Below are 25,816 nucleotides of genomic sequence, written 5' to 3' on the forward strand. Positions count from 1 at the left end.
TCTACTAGATGAATTGAGCGGCTCGCAAGAGCCAAAATTAGGCATGGCGCGCCAAAACTTGGCGCAAGGCATTCAATGGCTGGGCGCCAGTAACTTGTTCGACAACCTTGCCAGCTTTGAATACGAGCAAGGCTGGGATGCCTTGGATGTTGAAGCGTTGAGCTGTGCGTGGGTTTTCATCAACATTCAATTTTGCAACCACTGCACGGCCTGCAAACTCTTTGGCCAGCGCTTCGATTGAGGGTGCAATGGCGCGACACGGCCCACACCAGGCGGCCCAAAAATCGACCAGCACGGTTTGGCCGTTGCGAATCGTCTGCTCAAAATTGGCATCGGTCAAGATCACGGGCGTGGAGCTACCAGCCGCCGGAGCGCTAGGCGTTATGGGTGTGCTGGCAGCATTCGGCAAATTGCCTAAGGTTTGACCATTGACCAAGGCCTCAAGCACTGGTTGCAATTGCTCTTTGCTCACCGCGCCAACACAACGCCCTTGCTCTTCGGTTTGGCGCATAAAAACGATACTTGGTAGCGCCGTAATCTTGTAGTCTTTGGTTAAGTTGGGATTTTCCTCAGGATTAACTTTGACGATCAGGGCGCGGCCTTCGTATTGGATTGCCAAAAGATTGAGCACTTTATCCAAGGCTTGGCTGTGCTGGTCGGTTTTGCTGCTCCAGACGACCATCAAGGGATAGCCGGTTTTGAGCACGCGCTCGAAACTTTGATCGTTGGTATGAATTGGGGTTGAAAATGTCATTGCTCAGCTCCTTGCTGTTTCTGCTCTGAGTTTAGCATGCTGCGCTGGTCTGGTGCATTAGCAATCTATCAATGTTCACGCCCTCAGCTCTAAGGTTTATCTATTAAGATTTGGATCGGTTGTGAACAAGCATTGGTGATCACCACCCTTCCGTCCCGTCTCAAGGCGGGAGACACAGACCCCCTAAAGGACAATTTGTGAAGTACCGTAGAGCTTCTATGATTAGTCAAGTAGTCAATCTTAGCTCAAAATGGTAGCTTGCGTTGCTAATTGCTCGATTAGGGCTGGCTCGACTTTGTAGGCGTGTAATTGCTGGGCAAAGCTAATTTCATCGCGCATATCCAGCGATTGAGCAGAGGTGAGGCTATCGGTGCCTAAACCAACTCGAATCCCGCGCGCAAGCATCTGTTCAAGCGGCATGCGCCCACACAGGAGGTTGTGGTTGGAACGTGGGCAATGCACCACAGCGCAATCATATTTGGCAATTAATGCTAGATCATCGGCATCGACTTGGATAGCATGAATCAAGACTGGTTGGGCTTCCAAAACGCCAAGCTGTTCGAGATAGGCGATTGGCGAGCATTGGGGCGCTTGCCACTCAATATGCGGCGTAATGCGGCGATTTAGCTCGCGTAATGCGCCAATTCCCTGCTGCAAAAAGGCCACTTCTGCTGGTGATTCAGCAATGTGGATGGCTAAAGGCAAGGCTTCATCCTGACACCAACGGGCCGCTGCCTCGAATAGCGACGGCGCACAACTATAGGGCGCGTGAATGCTGAGGCCAATTTTCATGGCGGTTTCGCGCTGCCGCCAGCTGTCGATTTCGCGTTGAGCGGCGCTAAACCGCTGGCTTGCTACATCAGGATCAAAGCCAAGCACTTCGAGGTAGACCACGCCCGCCAAGCCACTGTTGAGCAAGGGTCCAATGCTTAATCTGGTGGCCGAAATATCGCCAACCGTGGTGGTTTGATTGTGGTGAAGCTGTTCGATTGCGCTGTGGATGCCGCGTTCGAGGGTGGCATTATCGAGCTGCATGCGCCGTGCCAACATCGTTTGCAGCCATGCGCCAAATTCTTGGCCAGTCGGGCAAAGCTCGGCCAAGGCGCTAAGTTCTAAGTGGGTATGGGCATTGGTATACATTGAGCACTCCAGCTAGTTGCGATTCTGCTCAACATAGTAGCACCAATGCCCATACTGCCTAGATCATACTGACTAATTGCCAGAGAATAACCAGAAACGTGATTAAAGCAATTGCACCAATCAGCATAAACAACCAGCGGCTGCGTTGCTGGCGGTTGGTATATAAGCGTGGGGCTGGCGCTTCGCGAATGGTATTATCTGCTGGCGGCATGGGCATGGTTGGCGCGCTAGTTGGTTCTGGCGCTTTGGCCACTGCTGCTGGCGTTGGCGGTAAGGGCTGCACCCGCCGTTTGGTTGGCTCCGATGGTGCTTTTTCATACTTATTGCTGGGGGTTGGCGGCGTTGGCAACGATTCTGCTGGCAGCACGTTGGCAACTGGCTGGCTGGCAGTTTTGGGCGCAGTTGATTCAGTCGCCACAACCACTGGGGTTGGGGTTGAAATCGCTGGCTGGCTTGGGCTATTGACTGCTTGGTCAAGCACGGGCGTAATTTTGCTGCGCACATATTCGCCAGTGCCAGTTGATGAAATGCCTAAGGCTGCTTCCAAGGCTTCTGCCAAATCCAAACCAGTTGGGAAGCGCTCGCTGGGATCTTTGGCCAGCATTTTGAGAATTACGGCCTCTAGTTGAGCCGAAATTGCTGGATTGATCGAGCGCGGCGCTTTGGGCGGCTCGGCCATATGCAGCATGGCAATCGCCAGCGGATCAGCATCGTCAAACGGTACTTGGCCCGTCCAAAGCTCATACAAAATCACGCCCAAGCTGTAGAGGTCGGTTTGGGGCACAACTTTGGCCGAGGAAATTGCTTGCTCTGGCGCGACATAATGTGGCGAGCCGAAAATCTCGCCGCGCGTGCCAACCTCGGTCAACAAGGCCAAGCCAAAGTCGGCCAAAATCGCCCGCCCATCTTTGTTGATCATAATGTTCGATGGCTTGACATCACGATGGATGACGCCTTTGCTATGCGCATAATCCAACGCCGCGCAGACTTCGCGAATCATGCGGCACAGCGTGCGGGGTGTCCATTCTTGGGCGCTGGTTCGCACCTGCTCAATCACTTTGTGCAGATTTTGGCCTTCGATATACTCCATCACCATATACAGCAAGCCATACGAATCGCCATAGTGATAGAGCCGCACAATGTTGGGATGTTCGAGCTGGGCGATGGCTTGGGCTTCGCGATTGAAGCGCTCGGCGTAGCTTTGATCGTTGCGGAAGGGCGTGTCGATAACTTTAATCGCAACCGTGCGATTGAGCCGTATATCAACCCCACGGAAGATGTTGGCCATGCCGCCGCGTCCAAGCAAGGCCTCAACCCGATAGCCATCGAGATATTGGCCTTCCAACGGTTTTTCTGGGTCGAAGGTGGCAAAGCCCAAGGCTCCTGGCTGCGATGGTGGGCGCACGCCGGGCGCAACATTTGCTGCCGCCGTAATTTGATGACTGCCTGTGATACCCAAGGCTTGTTCTAGGGCCGCAATCAGATCTGCGCCCGTTTGAAAGCGCTCTGCTGGTGCTTTGGCCAAGGCTTTGAGCAAGACCGCCGCCGTTGCATCGTTGAGCTTGGGGTTTTTTTCTTGCGGCGCTGGCGGAGCTTGGGTAATGTGTTGCAAGGCCACGCTGGTCGCCGATGGATCATCAAACGGCACCGAGCCAGTCAACAATTCATACAAAATCACGCCCAAGGCATACAAATCCGACTGCGGAATCGCATCGGATGAGCGGCGCGCCTGTTCGGGCGCAATATAGTGAGCAGTGCCAAAAACTTCGCCTTGCGAGCCAAGCTGGGTATCGAGCGCCAAGCCAAAATCCATCAACACCACTCGTTGGTCGTGGGCAACCATAATGTTTGAGGGCTTGATGTCGCGGTGAATAACGCCCTTTTTGTGGGCATAATCGAGTGCGCTGGCCACACTACGGGTAATGTGCATCACTGCGCTATGCGGCAACAGGCTACTGGTGCTGGTATATTGGGCGAGCACTTTGGAAAGATCAACGCCATCGATATACTCCATCACAAAATAATAGAGATTATCGGTATCGTCGGCGTAGTAGATTTGCACGATATTTTCGTGCCGCCAGGTGGCGATGGCGCGAGCTTCGCGCACAAAACGCTCGGCGTAGCTTGGCACTTGACGATAGCGCCCATCGATCACCTTGATCGCCACAGGCCGATCAAGCTTGACATCGTGGCCGACGTAGATCAAGCCCATGCCACCACGGCCTAGAACTCGGTCGATGCGAAAGTTGGCGAGTTGTTTTCCAAGCAGATCATCAGTCATAGTGTGCCAAGCTTAAAATCAAAAGTCAAAAGGCAGAACGGCTTGATCGAGTGTGTGATAGAGATATTGCTAATGTTGTAATGCCATAACGCATTGTAACCGCGAAGTTTTTTTGCCACCGATTGCACAGATTATTGGGATTGGGCTATTGGCTATAGTTTTTAGCCACGAATGACATGAAACATTGTAACCGCGAAGAACACGAAGAGCGCGAAGCACAGGCTATTGGCTTTGGGTTTTAACTTGATCCTTCGCTTCTCTGCGCCTCTGCGTTAAAAAGATTGATCCACGAAGGAGATATGGCTCTTGGCTATAGGAGCAATGGTTGGCATTTCAAATCAATTTCATTAGCCTAATCCCTGATCCCTAGCCCCCGACCCCTGATCCCCAAATCCTATGCTCTATGCTATGTGTTCTTCATCCCTCATCCTTCATCCTTCATAATTTTCTCTGTGCACCATATCCCCTATGTTCTATGCTCTCTGCTCTATGTTCTTTACTGGCGACTATGGCGGCCTTGGGTGATTTTGGTCAATTCGCTAATAAAGCGATTGAGACCATTGACATAGCTTTCAAGATAATCGTTGGCAATCCGGCGCGCCAAGTCGCGTCGCCCGGCATTGATAAACAGCCCAACATGCGGGCGGAAGTCGCGTAGCGAAACGTGCATCACGCCATTGGCATCGGTAATGACGCCCCAAGCCAAGGTTTTCTTTTCGTTATCGTCTTTGGCGGTAATAAAGCGCGAGAGCGAGCTGGTGTCGGCGACCGCGCCAACATTTGAAAGCACTTCACGGCCTTTGATCAAATCGTTGAGCACATCGAATTTGCCAGGAATCGCATCGAGCAAGCGTTGCAAGGCCATTGGCACATGCGCCAACAAGCGCAACGCTCCCGACGAAGTACTTTCGCCCGATTGGGCAATATCTTTGGCGCGGGCTGAAACCTCGCCAAAACCAGCGATTGTGGCCAAATAATGCTTTTGGGTGGCCTCGAAGGTATCCCAGACTTCGGCTCGCCACTCTTGGCGCGCCTGATCAAGCAAACTCAACGCTCGTTCGTGCAACTTTGTAATCTCAAGTTCTTCGAGTGGAACCTCGAAGGTCATGGGATGTAGCCGATCGCTGGGGTTGGGAATGCTGCCATCAACCGGAATTAAAATCGCTGGATTGCTGAGCGATTCCTCAAACGCCGTGATTGTTGCTTCAACTGCTGGCTTGAGCTGCGGATCGTTGGCTGCTTCTTGCAACGAGGCCTGCAACTCAGGATTTGGCTTGTAGGAAACAGCATGGATGGCGCGATAGAGCACCAGAATATCATTAACTGTGATGCGAATTTGGTCGTTGCGTTGCTTGAAGAGCTTGCGCAAATCCAATATTTTCTTCAAATCCAGCCCGATTGATTCGGCACTGGCTTCGGCCACGATTTTGGGGCTATCAGCTAAGATCTGCTTTTCTTCCTCATTTAGCTCGATATTTGGTGCATATGGCCGCACCGTGCCCGCAACTGGAGCTGGTTGACCGCGCAAATAGACCGCCCAAGCCAAGGCTTCGAGGGTCATAATTTCGGCGACTGCTGAACCCCAAGCGCCATCAAAAAAGATATGCGATTGGTCAAAGACCATACTTGAGCCTGTGTCGATCAAGGTCAAGCCGTGGTCGCCAAGCGCGCGTTCGGTTAGGCGTACTTCGGCCAAGGGCAAATGGCGTGGGCGGCCATCTGCGTTAAACCAAATTGGCGCACAGCGCAGCGCTTCGAGCTGTTGGCTGGTTTCAGGCCGCAGCTTGCCCAAAATGCTTGGCAAACTTGCGCGCTTGGTGGTTGCCAAGGGAATCAACGAGGTTGGCGCATGATTGGCGGGGCTGGCAAGTAGCGCGGCAATCTGGCTGCGCACATTGCTCACATCGTTGGGGCGGGTGCTATTGGGTGCACAGGCAGGAATCAAATAATAATGACCACGCAAGATTAAGCCAATATGCCAGCTTTGGCGCGGCAAGGCCACCATATTTTCGTTATAGGGCGTGGGTTCAAGGTAGGCTGCCAACGACATTTGGCGTTGATAGGCAGGCAGCGCAATTTCGCGGGCGCGTTGAAATTGCTTGCCCCAGCGTTCGCGCAGCTCTTTGGGCAAATCGCGGGTCGATTCGGCCATAAATTCATCAAATTTTCGTTTGCGATAGCTGGCGTAGGTCTCTTGCGATTGCACATCTGGGCCACGGCCATAGGGGCGTTGGCGTTCCCATTGGCTATAGAGGTCGGCAAATTGGCGCGTTTCAGGATTGACCTTGGTTAAATCGCGCAGCAAAGCCAACGAAACCCGTTCGCGCCATTCATTTTCAAGCAATTCAGGGTAGCTGTGGAGAATATGAATTGCCGCCATGACCCAAGCGGTCATGCGGTCGATCGGCGTTAAATTAATGTTATGATCGCTGAGTGTTTCATCGAAGCCGATGGTTTCGTTGGCGTGGCGGGCGGTATCTTCGCGCAAGGCATAGCCAACATAAAATTGCCATGTGCCTTCGGGAAAGGCATCTTGAGGATCTTTGCCTGCCAATTCGAGCAGCTTTTGATAGCCCCAAATAACCGCAGCCGGCCCAGCAAAGAAGGTGCTAAACACTGCTCGATCAAGCGCTTGCTCAACGCCGCGAAACAGCAAATTGACATCGCGTTTAATCACATTGCCAGCAGGGCGACGGCCTGTGAGCTTGGCCATGCCACTGAGAATAACCCCAGGCACATTGCCAGCTGGCACGACCCGCGAGATTTGGTCAACAACGGCATCGATCTCCGGCAACGACAACCGCGACACCTGACTGATTGAGATTGAACGTGCAATACTCCGCAAGTTATCAGCAGTCAAATGCGAGGCAGCGGTAAACTGTTGCTGCGAATCCATGATACCCCATCCACACCACATGCCCAATGGCTAAAAAAATTAATATGCTTATGATAGAGGAGCCTAGGCAGGCTGTCAAAAGCTTAAAAAGTTGCCCGTTTTGACGCGTTGCGCTGTTATGCTAATCCTACTATATTTTATCGTTTTTTGAAAGCCCACGCTGAAAGGATGAAGGATGAGGAGCGTTTTATAATTTTTGCTACGAATGGGTGAGTTGGCTATTGGCTTTGGGCTATCGGAAATACGATTGGAAAATCAAAAACCAATAGCCAACAGCCTTCAGCAAATAGCTATTACGCAGTTAGCGCCCAACGAATGGCAGATAGCTGCGCTGTTGGCCGTTGGCGGTGTTGCTGATACTCAAGGGTCATCGTTGATCATTGGTTTGAATGAGCAGAGCATATTGGTTAGATAAGTTTGAGTTGCTGCAAGGCCGTACGATAGGCTGATTCGCTACCATAATTAATAATCTAAATTAAGCTGTTATCGTGCTAAAGGTCTACATCCTGCAAGCAAATGCTAGACTGATGCTGAGCGAAGCCAAGCTTAATCGCCCAATACACCTAAGAACTAGCAGTTGATCAATGGATAGTACTATGCTTAATCGGCGTAATGAATGCTAGAATTGAAAGAGCCAGCCAATGACAACGCCAACAGCACCCCGACCGAGCCGTTTGCGCGCAAGCTTAACAATTGGATTGATGATCGCCATCAGCATTGGCTTGTTGCTGGTCGATTTTCGCCATTTTGGCCAATATGGCTATCTGGGCGTTTTTGTGCTGGTGTTGTTGGGCAATGCGACCGTAGTTGTGCCAGCGCCAGCCTTTATGACCGCCTTGGCTGCTGGGCGCACGCTCAACCCCTGGTTGGTAGGAGTTATCAGCGGGTTGGGTGCAGGCATCGGCGAATTGACAGGCTATATTGCTGGGCGGGCAGGTCGCAGCGTTTTTGATCAACAACAACGCTTTACCCGTATTCAAGGCTACGTTGAACGCTGGGGAGCATTCGCCATTTTTGCGCTAGCAGCCCTCCCCAATCCACTGATGGATTTTGCAGGCATAGCCGCAGGGATCGCCCGCATGCCAGTGTATAAATTTTTGCTGGCCTGCTGCGCTGGAAAAATCGTGCGCTTTACCATCCTTGCGCTGATCGGTCAATCTACAATGTGATGCCAGTGTTAGCTTTTTTTGGAAGGGAGGAACATGTGCATCATTTGCTACAGGTTCGTACACTAGGGCTTTTTGGTTTGTTGGCCTTGTTATTAGCTACGGCTGTGCAGCCCAGCCAAGCGCAACAACCGCTATCGCCAAAAATTAGGCCCGAACCAAGCCTCAGCACGCGCGAACCCTTGCGTAGCCAAGCGCCGCAAGGTGGCAGCGAATGGCTCGTTCCCTGTGCTGCAAGCGCCGAAAATTGGCAAAGCAGCGTCCGCGATGATACTCCTGCGCTCAATTGTGAAATTTATGTCCCCGAAGCGGCCATGATTTTTGTGATGGCAACTGGCAGCTTCAGCATGCAAACCAACGTTGTCACCAATACCTACGAAGGCCGGATTGGCCTGACCCTCGATGGCGTGTTGCGCGAAAGTAGCAATCGTTGGGGCAATGTGTATGCGCTGGGCCAACTCAACACTGGCGAAACCAGCATTTTTGCCAGCACCACCGTGTTTACTGCCAGCGCTGGCGTGCATACGCTGAGTTTGGTTGGCGGCTTTGTTGGCTATGGCCCTCTGACCTTGAATAACGCGCAATTAACCGTTTTGGCCTTCCCAACCAACTCGGCCAATATTCAAGTTTGTGCTAGCGACACGGGGCTTGGGGTTTGGCGCGCAACGCCTGCATCAAGTGTGATTCGGGCCTGTAGTTTCAATTTGCCAAGCAATAGCACCGTCTTTGTCAGCGCCGATGGCTCGGCCTTGCCAATTCCTGGCAACGAGGTGGCGTTGCAATTTCGCTTGGGCGTTGACGAGGCTACAACCGGCGATGTACGCACCGATCGCTATGTTGATGTTGATAGTTTAGAGCCAAACAACGAGCAAATCGATGGCAACGATATTTCAACTTCAATTGCTGCAACCTTTAATTTGACCGCTGGCAACCATACGATCAATTTTCTCGGCAATGGCAGCGGCAGCGATCAAGCCTATCTTTCGCGCTCAAGTTTGGTGGTTTTGGCCTTCCCTAGTGGCAGCAACTTCCGCACCTGTACCAGCATGAACGATTCAAGCAGCTTCTTCAGCAATGGCGAATTTAGCTCGTGGGCCAATTGTCTCCTGACTACGTCTGGGTTCACTCGTGGGATTGTGGTGGGCAATGTGACGGTTGGTCAACAAAATGGCGAGCCACAAGTGCGCACTCGTTTGCGGGCCAACACCAACGTGCTTTTGGGCAGCACCCGCACCAGCGATCTGACCTTGTTCCGCATGGTTGGCGGCCAAGGCGACGACAAAACCATGACTTCGGTTGGCATGAGCGAGTTTGCTAGCGGCTTGAACGTCTTTAATTTTGATGGCTATCCAACCAATAGCAGCACCGTGCGCATGATCGATCCCAATATTCATGTACTAGCATTTCCCGACCCATTCATGTATAAACAATACACGCCATTAACGACTGGCGAATAGTTGCTTAGCCTGTGGGGGAACCATGCGGGTCTATCTGGTGCGCCATGGTCAATCGGCAGAAAATGCCGCTGATTTAAAACGCTTAATTGGGCTAGAGGATTTTCGGCAGTTATTGGAGCATGCCCAGCATTCACCATTAACTGCCTTGGGTCGCGAGCAGGCGGCAAATGTCGCAGAAGAAATAGCCGCATTCAATCCCACCCGTTTGTATAGCAGCCCGTATATTCGGGCCTTCGATACGGCCCAAATTATTGCGGCACGGGTTGGGCTGCCAATTCAGACTATCAACGAATTGCACGAGATTAGCGCGATTGTGCCATTTTTGCTGCGCCGCGAGCGCGTGCGACTGTTGCGCACAATGTATATTCGAGGCTATCTTTCGCAGCTGATTCCGCATCGCCCACTGTGGGGCGAAACGTGGTGGGTGGCGCAGCGCCGCGTGATCAAAGCCTGGAATACGATGCTTGAACAATGGTCGCCAAGCACCCGCGCGGTCGTGGTTGCCCATCGCGCCTTTATTTGGATGACGCTGCGCTATTTGCAACGCCATGGCGGCTGGCGAATTGTGCGCCGCAGCACCGAGAATGCAGGTATCTCCGAATTAGAGAGTATTTAACAGCTTCAATAAGCGTTGGGCAACCTGCGACCAGCTAAATTTGGCGGCTTGAGCGTTGGCTTGAGCCGCCAAATCGTGTTGCCACGCCGGATCATGGCAGATGCGCTCCAAGGCTGCGACCCACGCCGCTTGCTCGTTTGGCAATAAACAGCCTGCCGCGCCAACTGCTTCTGGCAACGATGAGCTGTTTTGGGCCAACACTGGCGTGCCACAGGCAATTGCTTCGAGTGCTGGTAAGCCAAAGCCTTCATACAACGAAGGAAAGGCCAGCGCCAACGCGCCACTATACAACGCTGCTAAATCGGCCTCTGGCACATCGGCAATCCGCCAAACTCGGCCATGCAAGCTGGGATTCGCCAGCAATTGCTCGCTGGCTGGGTTGCGCCAACGCCCACCAAGCACTAAACCAACCTCGCCAGTTTGGGCAACTTGCCATGCCTGCAACAAAAAATCGATTTGCTTATGTGGTTTGTCGGAAGCAACATAGACGATATAGCGCTCTGGTAGGCCATATTTGGCGCGTAACGCCGCGATATTTGCTGCTGACTGAGGCTGAAATTGCTCGGCAATTCCCACGCCCAAATAGGCCAAACGCTGCGGATTAACGCTATAAAATTGGGCAATATCGCTAGCTGCTGAATGCGAAATCGTGCCAATCGCTGCTGATTGCTGAATTGCCAGATGATGCAAGGCGGCGATTTGCCAACGCTTGCTGCGGCTAAAACTTGCTGACACGCGCCACGAAATCGTATCGTAAATGAACGTGATGCTGGGGCAAGGCTGAAACAACGGGCGAATATAATACGGAAAAATTACCAGCTCGGCATTAATTTCACGCAGCAAGCTGCGCCACTCGCCATGTTGGCCCAAACCAAACAAGCCATGCTGCACCCGCGAAATTGCCGAGTGCCGCAAGATTGGTTGCAGATCAAATTGGGTTTGAGGTTGATGGGTCAAAACCAGATGCAGCTGCTTGGCGAGTGGCGTTTGCAACAACGCCAAGGTCAGATCATAGGTAAAGCGCCCAATCCCAGGAAAGTGATCATCCAACACCCGTAGATCAAGCGCAATCGTTGCTTGCTTCATGCCCGATACCATCCCCAAATATAGCCCAACGCCCCGACATAGCTGGTTAATGCCTTGAGCGGCTTGAAGCTTGGTCGCCACGATGGCGCTGCAAACGAGTAGGGCAAGAAGATATTAATGGGCAAAATCAGTGTGCGCAGCAACCAATAGGCCAGCGCATGCAACGGTGTTTTGAGCACGCGCCCACGCCCGCGCGCTGGATCGCGCCGCACCTCTTGGGCATGGCCAAGCCCATACAACCAATGTTTGCGCAATAAAGCCCACAAATTAGCCGGAGCCGGATGCCACGTCCAGGTATTTGGCACCAAAATAAAGCGATAGCCAGCCCGCCGCACCCGGGTAAAAAACTCAGTATCCACGCCGCGAATTAACTCGTTGTTGAAGCCGCCAACCTCGTCGTACACCGCGCGGCGCATTGCACAGCAGGTTGTGGTTAGTTCGCAATAAAATGAAGGCGGATCGGGATTGCTCTCCAGCGGCGTTTGCACGACGGCATGCTCAATGCGGGGCACTTCGCGCGCGACCCAACGCTGAAACGCTGAAGCATCTGGTGGCAAGAGCTTGGCTGCGCCCGTCACCCCAAGCGTTTGGTCGCTGAGCAACGGCTTGACCAATTGCTCAAGTGCATCGTCATTGGCCAGCACTGCATCATCATCAATAAACACCACATAGGGCGCGTTGGTGCGCAGAGTTGCTGTATTGCGCGCCTTGCCGTTGGGCCGCACCCCAACCGCAACCTCGATTTGGCTTGGCTGCCATGTTTGGCGAGCCAGCGAAGCTCGCAAGGCGCTAATTTCGCCATTCAAGGCCGGAATAACCACCGCAATTTGGGGAATTTCGCTCACAGATCATCCATTCAGCTAGCCAATTCAATCTGCGATTAATATACCACGTCGCTCAGAAATCCCTGCTGCTAGGCCGTTGTTTTGTTGCCAGAACCCTCTATAATGCAGGGTATCGTGATTGATGCTTGCTACTTTACGAAGGTTTAAACCATGTCGATTTCGCCTTCTTCGTCAGAATTTGCCTCATTGTTGCACCAAGTTCAACAGGCCGAGGTTTCGCTCACCCAACCACAGCTTGCTGATCTGTATCATCAGCTTGACCAACGGATTCAGCAATTGCAGCGCTATGTGCCCGACCCAATTGTGCAGCGCTTGAAACAAGGCTCGTTGACGATTCCCTATGGCGAACGTTGGACTGGCTCGTTGCTCTTTGCTGATCTTTCTGGTTTTACGGCGCTTTCCGAAAACCTGACCCGCTTGGGCAAAGAAGGCGCAGAGCAGGTGACGAGCATTATCAATCGCTTGTTTGATCAGCTGGTAGCTGATATTGAGGCCCATGGCGGGGCGTTAATTAAATTTGGCGGCGATGCAGTTACGGCTTTTTTTGATCAAACCAAACTTGGTGGGCAGCACGCCCTGTTTGCAGCGCACGCGGCCCAAGCCATGCAAACCTCAATGGCCAGTTTGGGTAAGATTCAAATTCGGGCTGGCCAATTTAACCTCACCTTGCGAATTGGCGTGCATAGCGGCGAGGCCTTCGCAGCCCTACTCGGCGATCAGCAGCATGCAGAGTTGATGCTGACTGGGATTGCGGTTAACTTGGTTGCGCGTGCTCAAGAGCTGGCTCGGCCTGGTGAGGTGGTCTGCTCGAAAGATACGATGCGCTTGCTTGGCTTACCCGCCGATCCCAATACGCCATTTACTGCATTAACCACGAAACTTGAGCATCCGCCTTATCAAGCAGCCTCCAATGTTACGGCTATTGCTCAGCCAGTTACTCTGGCCAGTGTACAAGCCTTGGCGACCATCTATCATGGCCTAAAAGGCCTCTTGCCCCAACGCATGAGCGAAGCGCAGTTGCTCAGCACCGTGGCCAGCAAAAGCGGCGAAATTCGCCTGGTAACGATTGTTTTTGCCCATATTGCGCCATTTAGCACGATTGTTGAATTATGCGATGCAGCCAGTGCGACGGTCTTGCTCAATCACTACTACCAGCGCATGCAACAGATCGTCAATCACTACGGCGGCGTGGTTAACAAGCTCGATATGGCTGCCGATGGCGATAAACTGTTGGCAATTTTTGGTGCACCACTGGCCAACGAAAATGATACCGAGCTAGCGGTGCGAGCTGGCCTCGATATGCAATCGGCTATGAACGAAATTAATGCTTTGATTCAACAGCACAATTTGCGCTTGCCCTTGCTCGACCAACAAATTGGTATCAACCAAGGCCACGTCTTTGCGGGAATTGTGGGCAGCGAAACCCGCCGCGAATACACGGTGATGGGTGATCCGGTCAATACCGCTGTGCGTTTGATGAGCGTTTGCCGCTATGGCGAGGTTTTGGCTAGCCCTGCGGTCAAGCGGCTTACCAGCCATGCCTTTGCCTACGAAAGCTTGCCCGCCCTGCCGCTCAAAGGCAAAAGCGAGCCAATCGAGCCAGCGCGCGTTGATCGCGCCTACAACGTGCGCCGCGAAACAATGCGCGCCGATTTGGTGGGCCGCGTGCAGGAGCTTGATCAATTAGCCACGATTAGTATCCAAGCCTTGCAAGGCCAAGGCCAAATTATCAATATCTTTGGCGAAGCTGGGATTGGCAAATCGCGCTTGCTCGAAGAATTGCTCAGCCGTTTATCGTTGGCTTCGTTCGACCCAAACCTGAATGTGCCCGAATTTATGCCGATTACAATCGAATGCCAATTGTATGAGCAAACCACGCCATTTGCATCGGCTAGCGAAATGTTGCGCCAAGTGCTGCGCCTAAATACAAGCCTAACCAGCGAGCGTTTGGTTAAAGTTATTGGCCAACGGGTCAGCAAACTTGCGCCCGAGTTTGAGCGATTTTTGCCCTTGCTCAGCGATATTTTGCATGTCAGCTTGGCTGAAAATGAATTAACTCAAGCCCTCGCACCAGAACAACGCCACGATCAAACGATTGAGTTGGTGGTGGCATTAATTGTGGCTAGCGCTAATGCTACGCCGCTGGTCATTTTATGGGATGATGCCCATTGGATCGATGCTTCATCGCGCCAGTTGCTCGAACGCTTAGCCAAACATGTCGATCAAGCGCCAATTGCCTTGTTGGTTGGCTCGCGAACCAAAGGCCTGAGCGCCATGAATTGGCCTGAGCAGACGATTACGCTTGAGCTGAGCGAATTGAGCATGCCCGAAAGCGAAGCCCTCGCCAGTGCGATTATTGGCAACGCTCCCTTGCCTGCTGCTTTGCTCGAACGCTGGCGTCGGAGCGACGAACGCTTTTTCAATCCTCAGGGCAATCCATTTTTTATCGAAGAAATGATGCGCAGCCTGATTCAGCAAGGCGTAATCGTTGAAACCAGCAACGGCTGGGATTTACGTGGCGAGCTTGATAGCTTGCCAACCACAATTGAAGGTGTGATTACCGCACGGCTCGATCGGCTTGATACGCGGATTCGCGAAACTGTCCAAGTTGCCTCGGTGGTTGGCCGCCGCTTCGAATTGACGATTTTGCGTGGCATCACCAACGACGACGATTTGGTTAATCAAATGGATCGCCTAACCAACGCCGATGTGGTCTTGCCCGACCATATTGCTGCCGATTTGGCCTATTTGTTCAAACATACCCTGACCCGCGATGTGGCCTACGAAGGCATTTTGTATGCACGGCGGCGTGAGTTGCATCGGCGGGTAGCAGCACGTATTCAAGAAGTCCATCGCCAAAATTTGCTTGATGTGTTGCCGATTTTGGCCCGCCACTATGCCCGCGCCGAGGATTGGCACGAAGCTGTGCGCTATTATCGCGAAGCTGGAATTACCGCCCAAAAACGCTATTTTAATGCAGAGGCTTGCGCCCATTATCGCGATGCCTTGGAGTTGCTGCCCAACTTAGGCAAGCATGATCATTCGTTGGAGCAAGAATTGAGCGAGCGCTTGGGCTATGTGCTGCTGCAAGCAGGCGATTATGCTGAAGCATTATCAACCTTGGCTCAGGCTCAAAGCCAATTACGCCAAAGTAACGTCTATAGCAACAGCCGCGAAGCCCGCATTTTGCGCCATATCACCACAATTTACGAGCGCCAAGGCGAATACGAGCCAGCCTTTGAACAACTACAACAAGCGCTTGGGTTGTTGGGCGAGCAACAATCGGTTGAGCGTGTGCGGGCGCTGTTGCTTGGCGCTGGTCTGCATCAGCGTCAAGGCCGCTATCACGAAACGATTGCATGGGCCGAGCAGGCCTTGGCGCTGGCCGAAGAGCTAGCATTGCAAGCGGAGCAGGCTCGGGCCTATTTGCTGATCGGCGGGACCTACCGCGTGCTTGGCTCGCGCGAGCAGGCAGTTGGGGCGCTAGCCAAATCAATCGAGCTGTATCAAACAGTCAACGATATTTCACGCTTGGCCGATGCCTACAACAACGCCGCAATCAACTTTAGCGATCTTGATCAATGGGATCAATCGATCGCGCTCTATCAAGCTGCCTTCAACATCAAAAAGACGATTAACGATAGCTATGGGCAAGCACTCGTGAGCCTCAACCTTGGTGAACTCTATCGCAAGACGCAGCAATATGCCCAAGCCTTAGAAACCTTCAACCAAAGCCTTGGGCTGTGGAACAAGCTCAACTCCAAGCTTGGGGTTGCTGTGACCCACATGAATATGGGCAATACGTTGTTTGCGCAAGGCCAAAGCCACGACGCTGAAGCAATGCTCGATCGGAGCCGCACGCTCTTCGATGAAATTCACGTCGATTCATTTTTACCTGAGCTATATCGCATTTATGCTGAATTGTTTTATAGCCGCCAAAACTACGCCCAAGCCTTAGATTATTGTGATTTTGCGCTGGAGCAGGCTCGTCACCATTCGGCCAAAGCAGACGAAGGCATGGCCCAATTAACCCAAAGTAAGATTTTGCTCGCCTTAGACCATTATGATCCAGCCTTAAATGCAGCCGAACAGGCACTTAGCCTCTTGTTAGAATGCGATAACCAAGCAGATATTGAACGCTGCTTGGAGCAATTGATTAGCTTAACCAAAACCAGCGATCCGCACCGCATGGCTCAATATCAGGAGCAACTGGCTCGATTAACCAAGGCTTAGCCCAAATTTTCACCATGGAGGGTTTATGCGCCGTTTCAGTCACGTCCGTTTATTAGGAGTCGTTGTGTTGCTCCTAAGTCTGTTGGCCCAGCAGCCGAGCGCCAATAGTTTGGCCAAGCCAGCCCTGCTTCCGGTGCCAGTCCCTGAAGTTGAATGGAACGACGTTTGGCAAAACGCCCACGATGTATCTGATGATTGTAATTGGTCAAGCATAAGCGTGTGCGAGATTACTGGCGATTTGAGCACTGGCAGCGATCTCGATTGGTATAAAATTAGCGTTCGACCAGCCACAACTTTGGCGATTAGCTTAACCGATACCTTTGGCGATTATCAGGTGGCGCTTTTTTATGATTTGGGCCAGCCGATTACCCAAACTGGCCATGTTTCACTTGGCAACTTGAACGCCATCGGCAACCTGAACGCCATCGGCAACTTGAACGCCATCGGCAACCTGAACGCGATTGGCAATTTGAACGCCATCGGCAACCTGAACGCGATTGGCAATTTGAACGCCATCGGCAACCTGAACGCGATTGGCGCAAATGGCTATTCCGATGCCAGCATCAACAGCTTTGTTTGGACACCTGGCTTTTATTATCTGCTCGTCTATCCACTTGACGACGATCAATCAGGCGATTACCAGCTTGCGATTGAAGCGGCCTTCGACCCCAACTTGACCAAACCTGCACCGATTCCGTTTAACATTGTGCAAAATGAGCCACCAGCTTGTAAGCGCGCATTGTACATCACCCATAGCGACTATCTTGATATTCACCAGACATTTGCGCCCTACAACACTAGTATTTATACCGAACTGCTTGGTTTTTCCGATAATATCAATGATCCTAATACCAATGGCTTGGTGATCGATTTGGCCAATATTCCGTGGATTCAGCCGAGTAACGCCTTGAGTGATGCCTCGACCGAGTGGAATGCCCATCGCACAAATCCATTCTATGCTAATCGGTTGGCAGAGGGTGTGCATCATCTCATTACCCAATATGCGCGGCGTTGCCCGATGCTGCGCTATATCACGATTGTTGGTGGCGACACGGTTGTACCCTTCTATCGCGTGCCCGATGAAACTGTGATTGCCAATGAAAGCGATTATTTGGCTAGCTCAAAGATCGATCCAAATAGCTTTACCGCCAGCAGCCTGAAATACAAAACCATCTTGACCGATAACATTTACGGCGCTATCAAGCCAATTCCTTATCGTGGCCGCCAGTTGTGGGTGCCTGAATTGAGCGTTGGGCGCTTGGTCGAAAGCTCAGCTGCGATTCATCTTTATTTGAAAAAACTCAATATCTATACTGGTTTCCAAAGCCAAAGTGCCATTATATTAGGGCCTACATTGCAAGATAGTAGTTTGGTGACGGGCTACGATTTCTTGACCGACCAAGCGCAGATGGTTTCAAACACCTTGACCATGCTGACTGGGTTGCGGCCAATTGGCTTAATTAACGACAGCTGGAATGCTACCGACCTCTTGCAAACTTGGCTGCCAAATATTGCCAATAACACTTCTAAATCGCCGTATCCAGCCCAATCGATTAACGCACACTTTACCCACTATCAGGCAATTCCTGCCAACTTTGCCACCTCAAGCGATGTTGTGAGCGCCTCGATTCTGTATAATCACCCGTTTGCAACGCTTGAAAATGCCTATCAAATTCGCCGTTTAGGCTACAGCGTTGGTTGTCACTCGGGCTTTAGCGTCGCTGATAGTGATGTAGTGAGCGGCAGTGATGCGGCAATCGATTTTCCTCAAGCCTATATCAAACAGCATGGCACTTGGGTTGGCAATACTGGCTTTGGCTATGGCGATAGCGATTTGGTGGGCTATAGCGAAAAACTTATGGCCCAATTTACCAATGAAATTGGCCGCGAATGGAAAAATCTATCAGGTTTGTATGAAGGCATGCCGGTTGGCTATGGCTTAGTGCGTGCCAAACGAGCTTACTTGCGCGAAGGCACGCCGGGTACATTCAGCGTTTACGACGAAAAAGTGCTTTTGCAATCGACCTTGTATGGTATGCCGATGGTGCGCGTGAAAGTGCCAAATCCAATTCCCTTCCCGCCAAACGATCGCCAAGATGATGGCTGTTTGACCTGTTCGCCCAATGTAGCGCAGCGAGCAACCGTAACTGATCAGGCAATTGATCGCGATCTTAGCTTCAACATTAGCTATACAATCGCCCAAAATACCAGCCGCGGCAAGATTATTTCTGCTCAAGCGACGGTGGTTAATGATACTGAAGGCTTGCTGACAGGTCGCACATTTAATAGCACGATGGTCAATGCAGCTGGCTTGCCATCATTGCCCAACTTTAATATTCCGCTTTCGCTGACCGATAGCTTTGGCGAGCAACGCTTGCAAGGCGTTCAGCTGCTTGGCGGTACCACTGCAACCACAGCGACCTTTAATCCGCTGGTTACCCGTTTGATTACTGATGAAATTTATCTGACCCACGAACCAAGTTTTGATTTTGCTGATCGTTGGTATCCCGACCAGCCATTTAGCTATAGTGTGTTCGAGAGCGATAATCTCGACGATAACGGCCCCTTCAACCAAGATCGGCGTTTCTCGCAGCTTTTATTGACCCCAACGCAATTCAAAGGCACGGCCAACGGCGGCGAATTACGCCAATTTAGCAGCATTACGCTACGGCTTAAATATTTGAGCGATGGTGCTGATGACGATTTGCTCAACGATAGTTTCGAGCCAATCGTGCGCGATACCCAACGCACCAGCGATGGTAAAATCCGCGCAATGGTGATCGAACGCGATGACGACGGCCCAGGCGATGAAATTGAAGCAGAGATGTTGGTCAAAACCAGCACTGGCGTTTGGCAAAGCATCAGCATGAACACCTTCCAAGTTGGCACGACCGAGCGCTGGCAAATTTCAGCCAGCCTGCCAACGACCGCCGCTCAACCACTGCAACTGATGATTCAGGTTGAAGACGAGGCCGGCAACGTTGGGGTTGAAACCTATGGGGGACGTTTCGATATTGATTACGAAATGTATCTGCCCAACGTAAATGTCAACCGCTAGCTATTACTAATGTTGGCGGTGGTGGGTGCTAGCTGCAAGTTAGCACCCACGATTCTCCCATGTACGTTTTGTTATATAAAAAGCTTAATTAAAGATAAAATACTTGCAATATATGTTATTCTATATATTGTCAATGATCAAAATTCCCTATTCTAAACAGAAGTTTAAATCAATTAATTAGGATAGGATTTCATATAATTCTTATCTTGTAAAAACATTAAAATATATAATGAGATATATGAATAAGAATTTACGAAATGTGCCAAAAGGTGCAATTATTACTGGTATTGCTACAATAATTGCTGCAATAATTACTGCAATTATTGGTATTACCCCTTTTATAAACATTGATAAATCCAGTATAAATTTTTTAGTCCGCGTCATTAATAGAAGTAATGGAAATACTGTAGATAATGCTAAGATAATTATAATCTCAAAAGGAAAAAGTGTATCAGGAATTACAGACAATAATGGTATATCCGATTTTAGCTTGGATTTTATTTCAAACGGAGATATTATGGAAATAAATGTAATATATGAAAATATTGAGATTGTGAGGGAAAATGCGGTTATTGTAAATAACCAGACCTATGATATACAAATTGATGTTCCTGATTCAAATAATATAGATAGAGAATCGAAGAGCGATAAATTCGAAGTGCTGCCCACCGAAATTAGTATAATATCAACAGACATCCCACCAACAGATATTCCACCAACAGATATTCCACCAACAGATATTCCACCAACAGACATCCCACCAACAGATATTCCACCAACAGATATTCCACCAACAGATATTCCACCAAAAATCCCAAGTATTGTATTTGTATCAAATAGAGATGGTAATGATGATATTTATCTAACAGATGAACATGAAACGTTTAGTATGAATTTAACAAATAGCCCAAATGATATATATAATGGACATCCTAGTTGGTCTCCTGATGGAAAAAATATAGTCTTTCATTCTAATATGGATGATCCAGGCGGCCATAATTCAGAAATATATATAATTTCGGTTGAAGGGAATAATCTTCGTAGATTAACTAATCATTTGGAATGGGATGGTCAACCATCTTGGTCTCCTGATGGAAGGTATATAGCATTTGAATCTAAACGAGATGGGAAATTTGAAATATTTTTATATGATCTTAATAATGATACAATAAATAAAATAAATACCAATATGTCTGCTGGTTATCCATCATGGTCACCTAATGGTAAATATATAGCTTTTCATTCCAAAGATTTTTCTGGAATGAATATATATATGATTAATATGGAAAATAATATAATTACTCCTATAACTATGGATGAATTTGATAATTGGATGCCGTCATGGTCTAAAAATAGTGAAAATATTATATTTTCATCTAATAAAGATGGAGTAAGAGATATTTATTCTTTGAATCTTGTCGATAAAAATATCAAGAAGGTAATACCTACCAATGAAGACGATTGGTGGCCAGTTACACTATCTCCAGATGGAACAAAAATAATTTTTTGTTCCTACAACTCTGGATTTTGGAAATTATATATAGCTAATATAGATGGATCTAATATCAGGGTCTTTGCTGAAAGTAATGGAGATACTAAATGGGCTGTATGGAAAAATTAAATAACAAAAATTCATATATTCAGCCTAGAAATCATACAAAAATTTAGATTTTGCGTAGCACTTTTTGATATCGTGTCTCATATAATTAACGTTTAATGCATTTGATCAAAAAAGTGCTACACTTAATCTGTGTGACCGTTACCCCTAACTCTCCCTCACCAACCCAAGTTTCCGCCAAGCCTACAGGAGCAGCATTTTATGGAAGAGCAACCAATTCAGCCTGTTAAGGATGGGCTGATCGCCCAAAATTATATTCCAACCGATCAAATTGCTACGGTTTTATACTTGGCTGATCGTTTGGAAAAACCGCTTTTGGCCGAAGGCCCTGCCGGAGTGGGCAAAACCGAGCTTGCTAAGGCTTGGGCCGCAGCAACGGGCCGCGAATTGATTCGCTTGCAATGCTACGAAGGGCTTGATGAAACCAAGGCGCTCTACGAGTGGGAATACGCCAAACAGATGTTGTATACCCAGCTTTTGCGTGATAAGCTCAACAATTTGCTTTCCGATGCAGATTCGTTGCGCTCAGCCGCCGATCGCCTAGCTGCCGAAGAAGAAGTTTTCTTCTCGCAACGCTTTTTATTGCAACGCCCGTTGCTCAAGGCAATTCTCAACCCCAAACCAACCTTGTTGCTGATCGATGAAATTGATCGCGCTGATGCTGAGTTTGAGGCCTTTTTGCTCGAAGTCTTGTCGGATTTTCAAATTACGGTGCCTGAGCTTGGCACGCTCAAAGCTGCCCATCGGCCAATTGTGATTTTGACTAGCAATAATACCCGCGAACTTTCCGAAGCGCTCAAACGGCGTTGTATGTATCTGTTCGTCGGCTATCCATCGCTCGAAGAAGAGTTGCGCATCGTTGAGTTGAAAGTGCCTTCGTTGGGAGCCAAAATGGCGCGCCAAGTGGTTGAATTTGTGCAACGCCTGCGCAACCTTGATCTCAAAAAATCGCCATCGATCTCCGAAACCCTCGATTGGGCACGCGCCTTGGTGTTGCTCAACGCCAAGCAACTCGACCAAACAACCCTTGATCAAACTATGACCGTGCTGTTGAAACATGAAAGCGATTTGCAACGCACCCAACGCGCAATGCAAACAGGCCGCAACCGCAACGACGAAGGACGCAGAAAGTAAAATCAAAAGGCAGAAATCAAAAGTCAAAAACTGTAGAAGAGATCAACAAATTATTGACTCTCCCTTCTATTTTTGACTTTTGACTTTTGCCCTCTGACTTTGCAAGGGGGGTTCCGATGCATGAACGGATTGTGGCATTTGTGAAGGCGTTGCGAGCAGCCGGAGTTCGTGTGTCGCTCGCCGAAAGCCTTGATAGCTTTAATGCCTTAGAACAGCTTGGCATCACCGATCGCCAGCTGTTTCACGATGCGCTGTTGGCGACTTTGGTCAAAGATGCAACCCATCAAGCCCAATTCGAGGAGCTGTTTCCGCTCTTTTTTGGCCATGGCGATGCCCCGATGACCAACGGTGCCAATGGCTTGAGCGGCCTCGATCCAGAGGAATTGGATCAGCTGCGCCAAGAAATTGCCCAACTCCGCGAACGAATTCGCGAATTGATGCAACGCTTGATGGATGGGCAAAATCTCACGCCCGAGGAATTGGCGGCGCTAGCTCGTAGCTCAGGCATCAATCACATTCAATCGCTCAACCAACGCCGCTGGGTCGAACGGCGCATGGAACAGCAAATGGGCTTGACCGAGTTTAAACAAGCGCTTGAGGATTTGCTCAAACAATTGGAAGCAGATGGTATGGATGCGGCAGCCCTCGCCGAAATTATGCAGCAAATGCAGGGCAATGCTCAATCGATGCGCGACCAAATTAGCCAATTTGTTGGCTCTGGCTTAGCCGAGCGCATGAGCGACGATTATAATCCGCAGTATGGCGACGATCTGCAACATCGACCCTTTGGCTCGCTCTCCGATGCAGATATTCAGCGCATGCGCCAAGAAGTGCGCCGTTTGGCAGCTTTGTTGCGTTCGCGGGCATCGTTACGCCAAAAGCGCGATAAAGCAGGTCAAATCGATATCAAACGCACCATGCGCAACAATATGCGCTACGATGGCGTGCCGATGAAATTGGAACATCGCAAGAAGCAACAAAAGCCCAAGCTCGTGATTATTTGCGATATTTCAACCTCAATGCGGCCTGTAGCTGAGTTTATGCTGCGCATGATTTATGAACTGCAAGATCAAGTGAGCAAAACCCATTCATTTGCCTTTATTGCTAACCTGCACGATATTACCGACCAACTCAACGATAGTCGCGCCGACATTAGCGTCAATGATGTGCTCGAAAGTATTCCACCTGGCTACTACAACACCGACCTTGGCCGCAGCCTCGACACTTTCTTGCATAGCTATTTGGACACGGTCGATTGGCGCACGACCGTAATTATCGTGGGCGATGGCCGAAATAATTTCAATAACCCGCGCTTGGAATCGTTGCAAACCATCCGCCGCCATGCCAAACGCTTAATTTGGTTTACGCCCGAAGATACCTATCAATGGGGCACTGGCGATAGCGATATGCAGCTCTACGCACCGCTCTGCGACAGGGTTCACCTCGTGACGAATCTGGCCGAACTCACCTCGGCGGTTGATCGTTTATTGGCTAACTAGCTATTTATTGAGCCACCTATAGGCCATAGGTGGCTCAGAATCCTCACCGATAATCCCCTGTATGGTTGCTTTAATCCACAATTAACCTGTGCTATAGTTCGTTGGGCAAGTGTGAGCTAGCTAACAGCCGCTTGTTTACGAATTGGGCATAATAGAACCACGATACATCAAACCCACGTCAACCCAGAAGGAGATAGCCAATGACAACCATGACAGTGCGTTTTTGGGGTGTGCGTGGCAGCCACCCAGTTTCCGGCCCAGAATATTTGAAATACGGTGGAAATACCCTCTGCGTCGAGGTCGAGGCCAATGGCCACACGATTATCCTCGATGCTGGGACTGGGATTATTAACCTTGGCAAAAGCTTGAATGCGCGCGCCAAAGCCAGCGGCAAGCCAATTGATGTGACAATTTTGTTCAGCCATATGCACCACGATCATACGCAGGGCTTTCCGTTTTTTACCCCTGCCTATCGTGGCGATACCAATATGCATATCTTTGGGCCTGGCATTTTTGAGCGCGATTTAGAAGAAACCTTGGCCAAAACTATGTTGCCGCCAGTTTTTCCGGTTTCAATGGCCGAATTGCCCGCCCAAAAAATGGTGTCGAGCATTCGCGAAACTGATGTACTATTGCTCTCAGAGGAACGCGGCGAGGCAATGTTGCGCAATCGTTTTCACGATAATCTCAGCGATATTGACGAGAATATGATCGTGATCAAATCCCTGCGCTCATATGCACACCCCGATGGTGTCTTGGTGTATCGTATTGAATGGCAAGGCATGAGCGTTGTCTACGCCACTGACACAGAAGGCTATATTAATGGTGATCAACGGCTCGCTCAATTTGCTCAAGGTGCTGATGTGCTGATTCACGATGCTCAATATACCGAGGATCACTACTTGGGCAAAGCGCCTGGCTTTGGCTCAACCCAAGGCTGGGGCCACTCAACCGCCACCATGGCCTGCGATGTAGCCCGTTCGGCCAAAGTTGGCACTTTGGTGCTGTTCCATCACGAGCCAAATTATGGCGACGATGTGATCGAGGCAATTGAACAGCATGCCCAGTCGATGTTTGCTGGCACGCTTGCTGCCCGCGAAGGCTTAGAATTGGTGCTCAACAAGCCCCAACCTGAGGTAATCAGCAACGACGATCCAAGCAGCACCGTGACTGAGCCATTGAGCACCGATGTCATAAGTTGATTAACGGTAGCAGGTGGAGGAAGACGCTCATGAATCCAACCATAACAACGATAAATCAGAGTTTTGGCTGGCGCATGCTAGGAGATAACCCAATGTTGAGCGATGCAGAACTGGCGTTACTCCGCGATGTTGAGCTATTTGATGGCCTTGCCCCAGAGCAGGCCGCGCAGATTAGCCGACGCTTGGTGCGACGTACCTTCCCTGCTGGAACTAATTTGATGTCGGTTGAGCAACCTGGCGAGGTTGTGTATATCATTCTGAGTGGCACGGTCAAAATTCATGTCGAGCAAGCAGATGGCACCGATGTGATCATCGCGATGCTTGGCGCTGGCGATACGGTCGGCGAAATGAGCTTAATCGATAGCGCTGGCCGCTCGGCAACTGTGGTCACTCAAGAAGAATCAACCTTGCTTTGGATGAATCGTACAGCTTTTTTGGAAGCCTTGCAAAACGCTCCAGTGATTACCTTGAACCTTGTGCGCATGCTTTCAAGCCGTTTACGCTTGGCCAATGAGCAAATTCAGGCCTTAGCAACCCTCGATGTGCACGGACGGGTGGCGCGTCAGCTCTTAGCCTTCGCCCAAAAATATGGCCATCCCGATGAAGCTGGCACGGTGCAAATTCCAATTCGCCTCACCCAGAGCGATTTGGCGGGTTTGGTTGGCGCATCACGCGAGCGAGTCAACCAAGTGATCGGCTATTTCAAACAACGTCGCTATCTGAGCGTCGATCAGCACTATCACATCAGCTTGCACAACCTTGAAGCTTTGGCCAAACGCATTAAGTGAATGCTCGGCTGAAAAGAGTATTGGTTTGATTCCAATACTCTTG

General features: G+C 50.2%; 16 protein-coding genes. 10 read left to right on the forward strand and 6 right to left on the reverse strand.

Annotated elements, in window-relative coordinates; all coding sequences use genetic code 11:
- Nucleotides 1–37 precede the first annotated feature (37 nt).
- From trxA to SE18_RS22155, 4 genes are all read right to left on the reverse strand, one after another.
- Nucleotides 38–754: a thioredoxin gene (gene trxA / locus SE18_RS26955; protein WP_083470081.1), complete on the reverse strand. Its 717-nt coding sequence runs from the start codon at nt 752–754 to the stop codon at nt 38–40.
- Nucleotides 755–994: 240 nt separating this feature from the next.
- Nucleotides 995–1,894 carry an amidohydrolase family protein gene (locus SE18_RS22145; protein WP_054536650.1) on the reverse strand — a complete coding sequence of 300 codons (900 nt, stop codon included), beginning with the start codon at nt 1,892–1,894 and terminating at the stop codon, nt 995–997.
- 58 nt (nt 1,895–1,952) lie between these two features.
- Nucleotides 1,953–4,175 carry a protein kinase domain-containing protein gene (locus SE18_RS22150; RefSeq protein ID WP_054536651.1) on the reverse strand — a complete coding sequence of 741 codons (2,223 nt, stop codon included), beginning with the start codon at nt 4,173–4,175 and terminating at the stop codon, nt 1,953–1,955.
- Between the two features lie 496 nt (nt 4,176–4,671).
- Entirely contained in the window at nt 4,672–7,071 is a 2,400-nt protein-coding gene (locus SE18_RS22155; RefSeq protein WP_054536652.1) for a hypothetical protein, read from the reverse strand.
- 641 nt (nt 7,072–7,712) lie between these two features.
- Between SE18_RS22155 and SE18_RS22165 the strand changes: the two genes are divergently transcribed.
- From SE18_RS22165 to SE18_RS22175, 3 genes are read left to right on the forward strand one after another with little or no spacing between them, the layout of a single operon-like run.
- Complete coding sequence (locus SE18_RS22165; RefSeq protein WP_054536654.1) at nt 7,713–8,240, forward strand: VTT domain-containing protein; 528 nt, start codon at nt 7,713–7,715, stop codon at nt 8,238–8,240.
- Between the two features lie 35 nt (nt 8,241–8,275).
- Nucleotides 8,276–9,694, forward strand: a complete 1,419-nt coding sequence (locus tag SE18_RS22170) for a hypothetical protein (RefSeq protein ID WP_054536655.1) — start codon at nt 8,276–8,278, stop codon at nt 9,692–9,694.
- 22 nt (nt 9,695–9,716) lie between these two features.
- Nucleotides 9,717–10,310 (forward strand): histidine phosphatase family protein, encoded by a 594-nt coding sequence (locus tag SE18_RS22175; RefSeq protein ID WP_054536656.1) that lies wholly within the window; start codon nt 9,717–9,719, stop codon nt 10,308–10,310.
- Here the strand turns inward: SE18_RS22175 and SE18_RS22180 are convergent.
- Nucleotides 10,296–11,396 (reverse strand): glycosyltransferase family 4 protein, encoded by a 1,101-nt coding sequence (locus SE18_RS22180; protein WP_054536657.1) that lies wholly within the window; start codon nt 11,394–11,396, stop codon nt 10,296–10,298. The two genes, SE18_RS22175 and SE18_RS22180, sit on opposite strands and share 15 nt — an antisense overlap.
- The gene (locus SE18_RS22185; protein ID WP_054536658.1) at nt 11,393–12,241 is read right to left on the reverse strand and encodes a glycosyltransferase; all 849 of its coding nucleotides are present in this window, start codon (nt 12,239–12,241) and stop codon (nt 11,393–11,395) included. Before SE18_RS22185 ends, SE18_RS22180 begins: the two co-directional genes overlap by 4 nt.
- 150 nt (nt 12,242–12,391) lie before the next feature.
- Between SE18_RS22185 and SE18_RS22190 the strand changes: the two genes are divergently transcribed.
- The 7 genes from SE18_RS22190 to SE18_RS22220 all read left to right on the forward strand — a co-directional run bounded on the left by SE18_RS22190 (nt 12,392) and on the right by SE18_RS22220 (nt 25,773).
- A complete protein-coding gene (locus SE18_RS22190; protein ID WP_054536659.1) occupies nt 12,392–16,474 on the forward strand; it encodes an adenylate/guanylate cyclase domain-containing protein in 4,083 nt (1,360 codons plus the stop codon).
- Between the two features lie 25 nt (nt 16,475–16,499).
- The gene (locus SE18_RS22195; RefSeq protein WP_236706939.1) at nt 16,500–19,532 is read left to right on the forward strand and encodes a hypothetical protein; all 3,033 of its coding nucleotides are present in this window, start codon (nt 16,500–16,502) and stop codon (nt 19,530–19,532) included.
- 238 nt (nt 19,533–19,770) lie between these two features.
- Nucleotides 19,771–21,153: a TolB family protein gene (locus SE18_RS22200; RefSeq protein ID WP_054536661.1), complete on the forward strand. Its 1,383-nt coding sequence runs from the start codon at nt 19,771–19,773 to the stop codon at nt 21,151–21,153.
- Between the two features lie 198 nt (nt 21,154–21,351).
- The gene (locus SE18_RS22205; RefSeq protein WP_054536662.1) at nt 21,352–22,284 is read left to right on the forward strand and encodes an AAA family ATPase; all 933 of its coding nucleotides are present in this window, start codon (nt 21,352–21,354) and stop codon (nt 22,282–22,284) included.
- Between the two features lie 116 nt (nt 22,285–22,400).
- Complete coding sequence (locus SE18_RS22210) at nt 22,401–23,783, forward strand: vWA domain-containing protein (protein WP_054536663.1); 1,383 nt, start codon at nt 22,401–22,403, stop codon at nt 23,781–23,783.
- A gap of 200 nt (nt 23,784–23,983) precedes the next feature.
- Nucleotides 23,984–24,985 carry an MBL fold metallo-hydrolase gene (locus SE18_RS22215; protein WP_054536664.1) on the forward strand — a complete coding sequence of 334 codons (1,002 nt, stop codon included), beginning with the start codon at nt 23,984–23,986 and terminating at the stop codon, nt 24,983–24,985.
- Nucleotides 24,986–25,014: 29 nt separating this feature from the next.
- A complete protein-coding gene (locus SE18_RS22220) occupies nt 25,015–25,773 on the forward strand; it encodes a Crp/Fnr family transcriptional regulator (protein WP_083470086.1) in 759 nt (252 codons plus the stop codon).
- Nucleotides 25,774–25,816: the final 43 nt, after the last annotated feature.

Source organism: Herpetosiphon geysericola (genome assembly GCF_001306135.1).
Classification (GTDB): domain Bacteria; phylum Chloroflexota; class Chloroflexia; order Chloroflexales; family Herpetosiphonaceae; genus Herpetosiphon; species Herpetosiphon geysericola.

Excerpts from the sequence above, each read along its gene's own strand:
- SE18_RS22155 (WP_054536652.1), bottom strand. The coding sequence starts at position 7,071 with ATGGATTCGCAGCAACAGTTTACCGCTGCCTCGCATTTGACTGCTGAT.
- trxA (WP_083470081.1), bottom strand. The coding sequence starts at position 754 with ATGACATTTTCAACCCCAATTCATACCAACGATCAAAGTTTCGAGCGC.
- SE18_RS22175 (WP_054536656.1), top strand. The coding sequence starts at position 9,717 with ATGCGGGTCTATCTGGTGCGCCATGGTCAATCGGCAGAAAATGCCGCT.
- SE18_RS22195 (WP_236706939.1), top strand. The coding sequence starts at position 16,500 with ATGCGCCGTTTCAGTCACGTCCGTTTATTAGGAGTCGTTGTGTTGCTC.
- SE18_RS22220 (WP_083470086.1), top strand. The coding sequence starts at position 25,015 with ATGAATCCAACCATAACAACGATAAATCAGAGTTTTGGCTGGCGCATG.
- SE18_RS22200 (WP_054536661.1), top strand. The coding sequence starts at position 19,771 with ATGAATAAGAATTTACGAAATGTGCCAAAAGGTGCAATTATTACTGGT.
- SE18_RS22150 (WP_054536651.1), bottom strand. The coding sequence starts at position 4,175 with ATGACTGATGATCTGCTTGGAAAACAACTCGCCAACTTTCGCATCGAC.
- SE18_RS22145 (WP_054536650.1), bottom strand. The coding sequence starts at position 1,894 with ATGTATACCAATGCCCATACCCACTTAGAACTTAGCGCCTTGGCCGAG.
- SE18_RS22165 (WP_054536654.1), top strand. The coding sequence starts at position 7,713 with ATGACAACGCCAACAGCACCCCGACCGAGCCGTTTGCGCGCAAGCTTA.
- SE18_RS22215 (WP_054536664.1), top strand. The coding sequence starts at position 23,984 with ATGACAACCATGACAGTGCGTTTTTGGGGTGTGCGTGGCAGCCACCCA.
- SE18_RS22190 (WP_054536659.1), top strand. The coding sequence starts at position 12,392 with ATGTCGATTTCGCCTTCTTCGTCAGAATTTGCCTCATTGTTGCACCAA.
- SE18_RS22205 (WP_054536662.1), top strand. The coding sequence starts at position 21,352 with ATGGAAGAGCAACCAATTCAGCCTGTTAAGGATGGGCTGATCGCCCAA.
- SE18_RS22180 (WP_054536657.1), bottom strand. The coding sequence starts at position 11,396 with ATGAAGCAAGCAACGATTGCGCTTGATCTACGGGTGTTGGATGATCAC.
- SE18_RS22210 (WP_054536663.1), top strand. The coding sequence starts at position 22,401 with ATGCATGAACGGATTGTGGCATTTGTGAAGGCGTTGCGAGCAGCCGGA.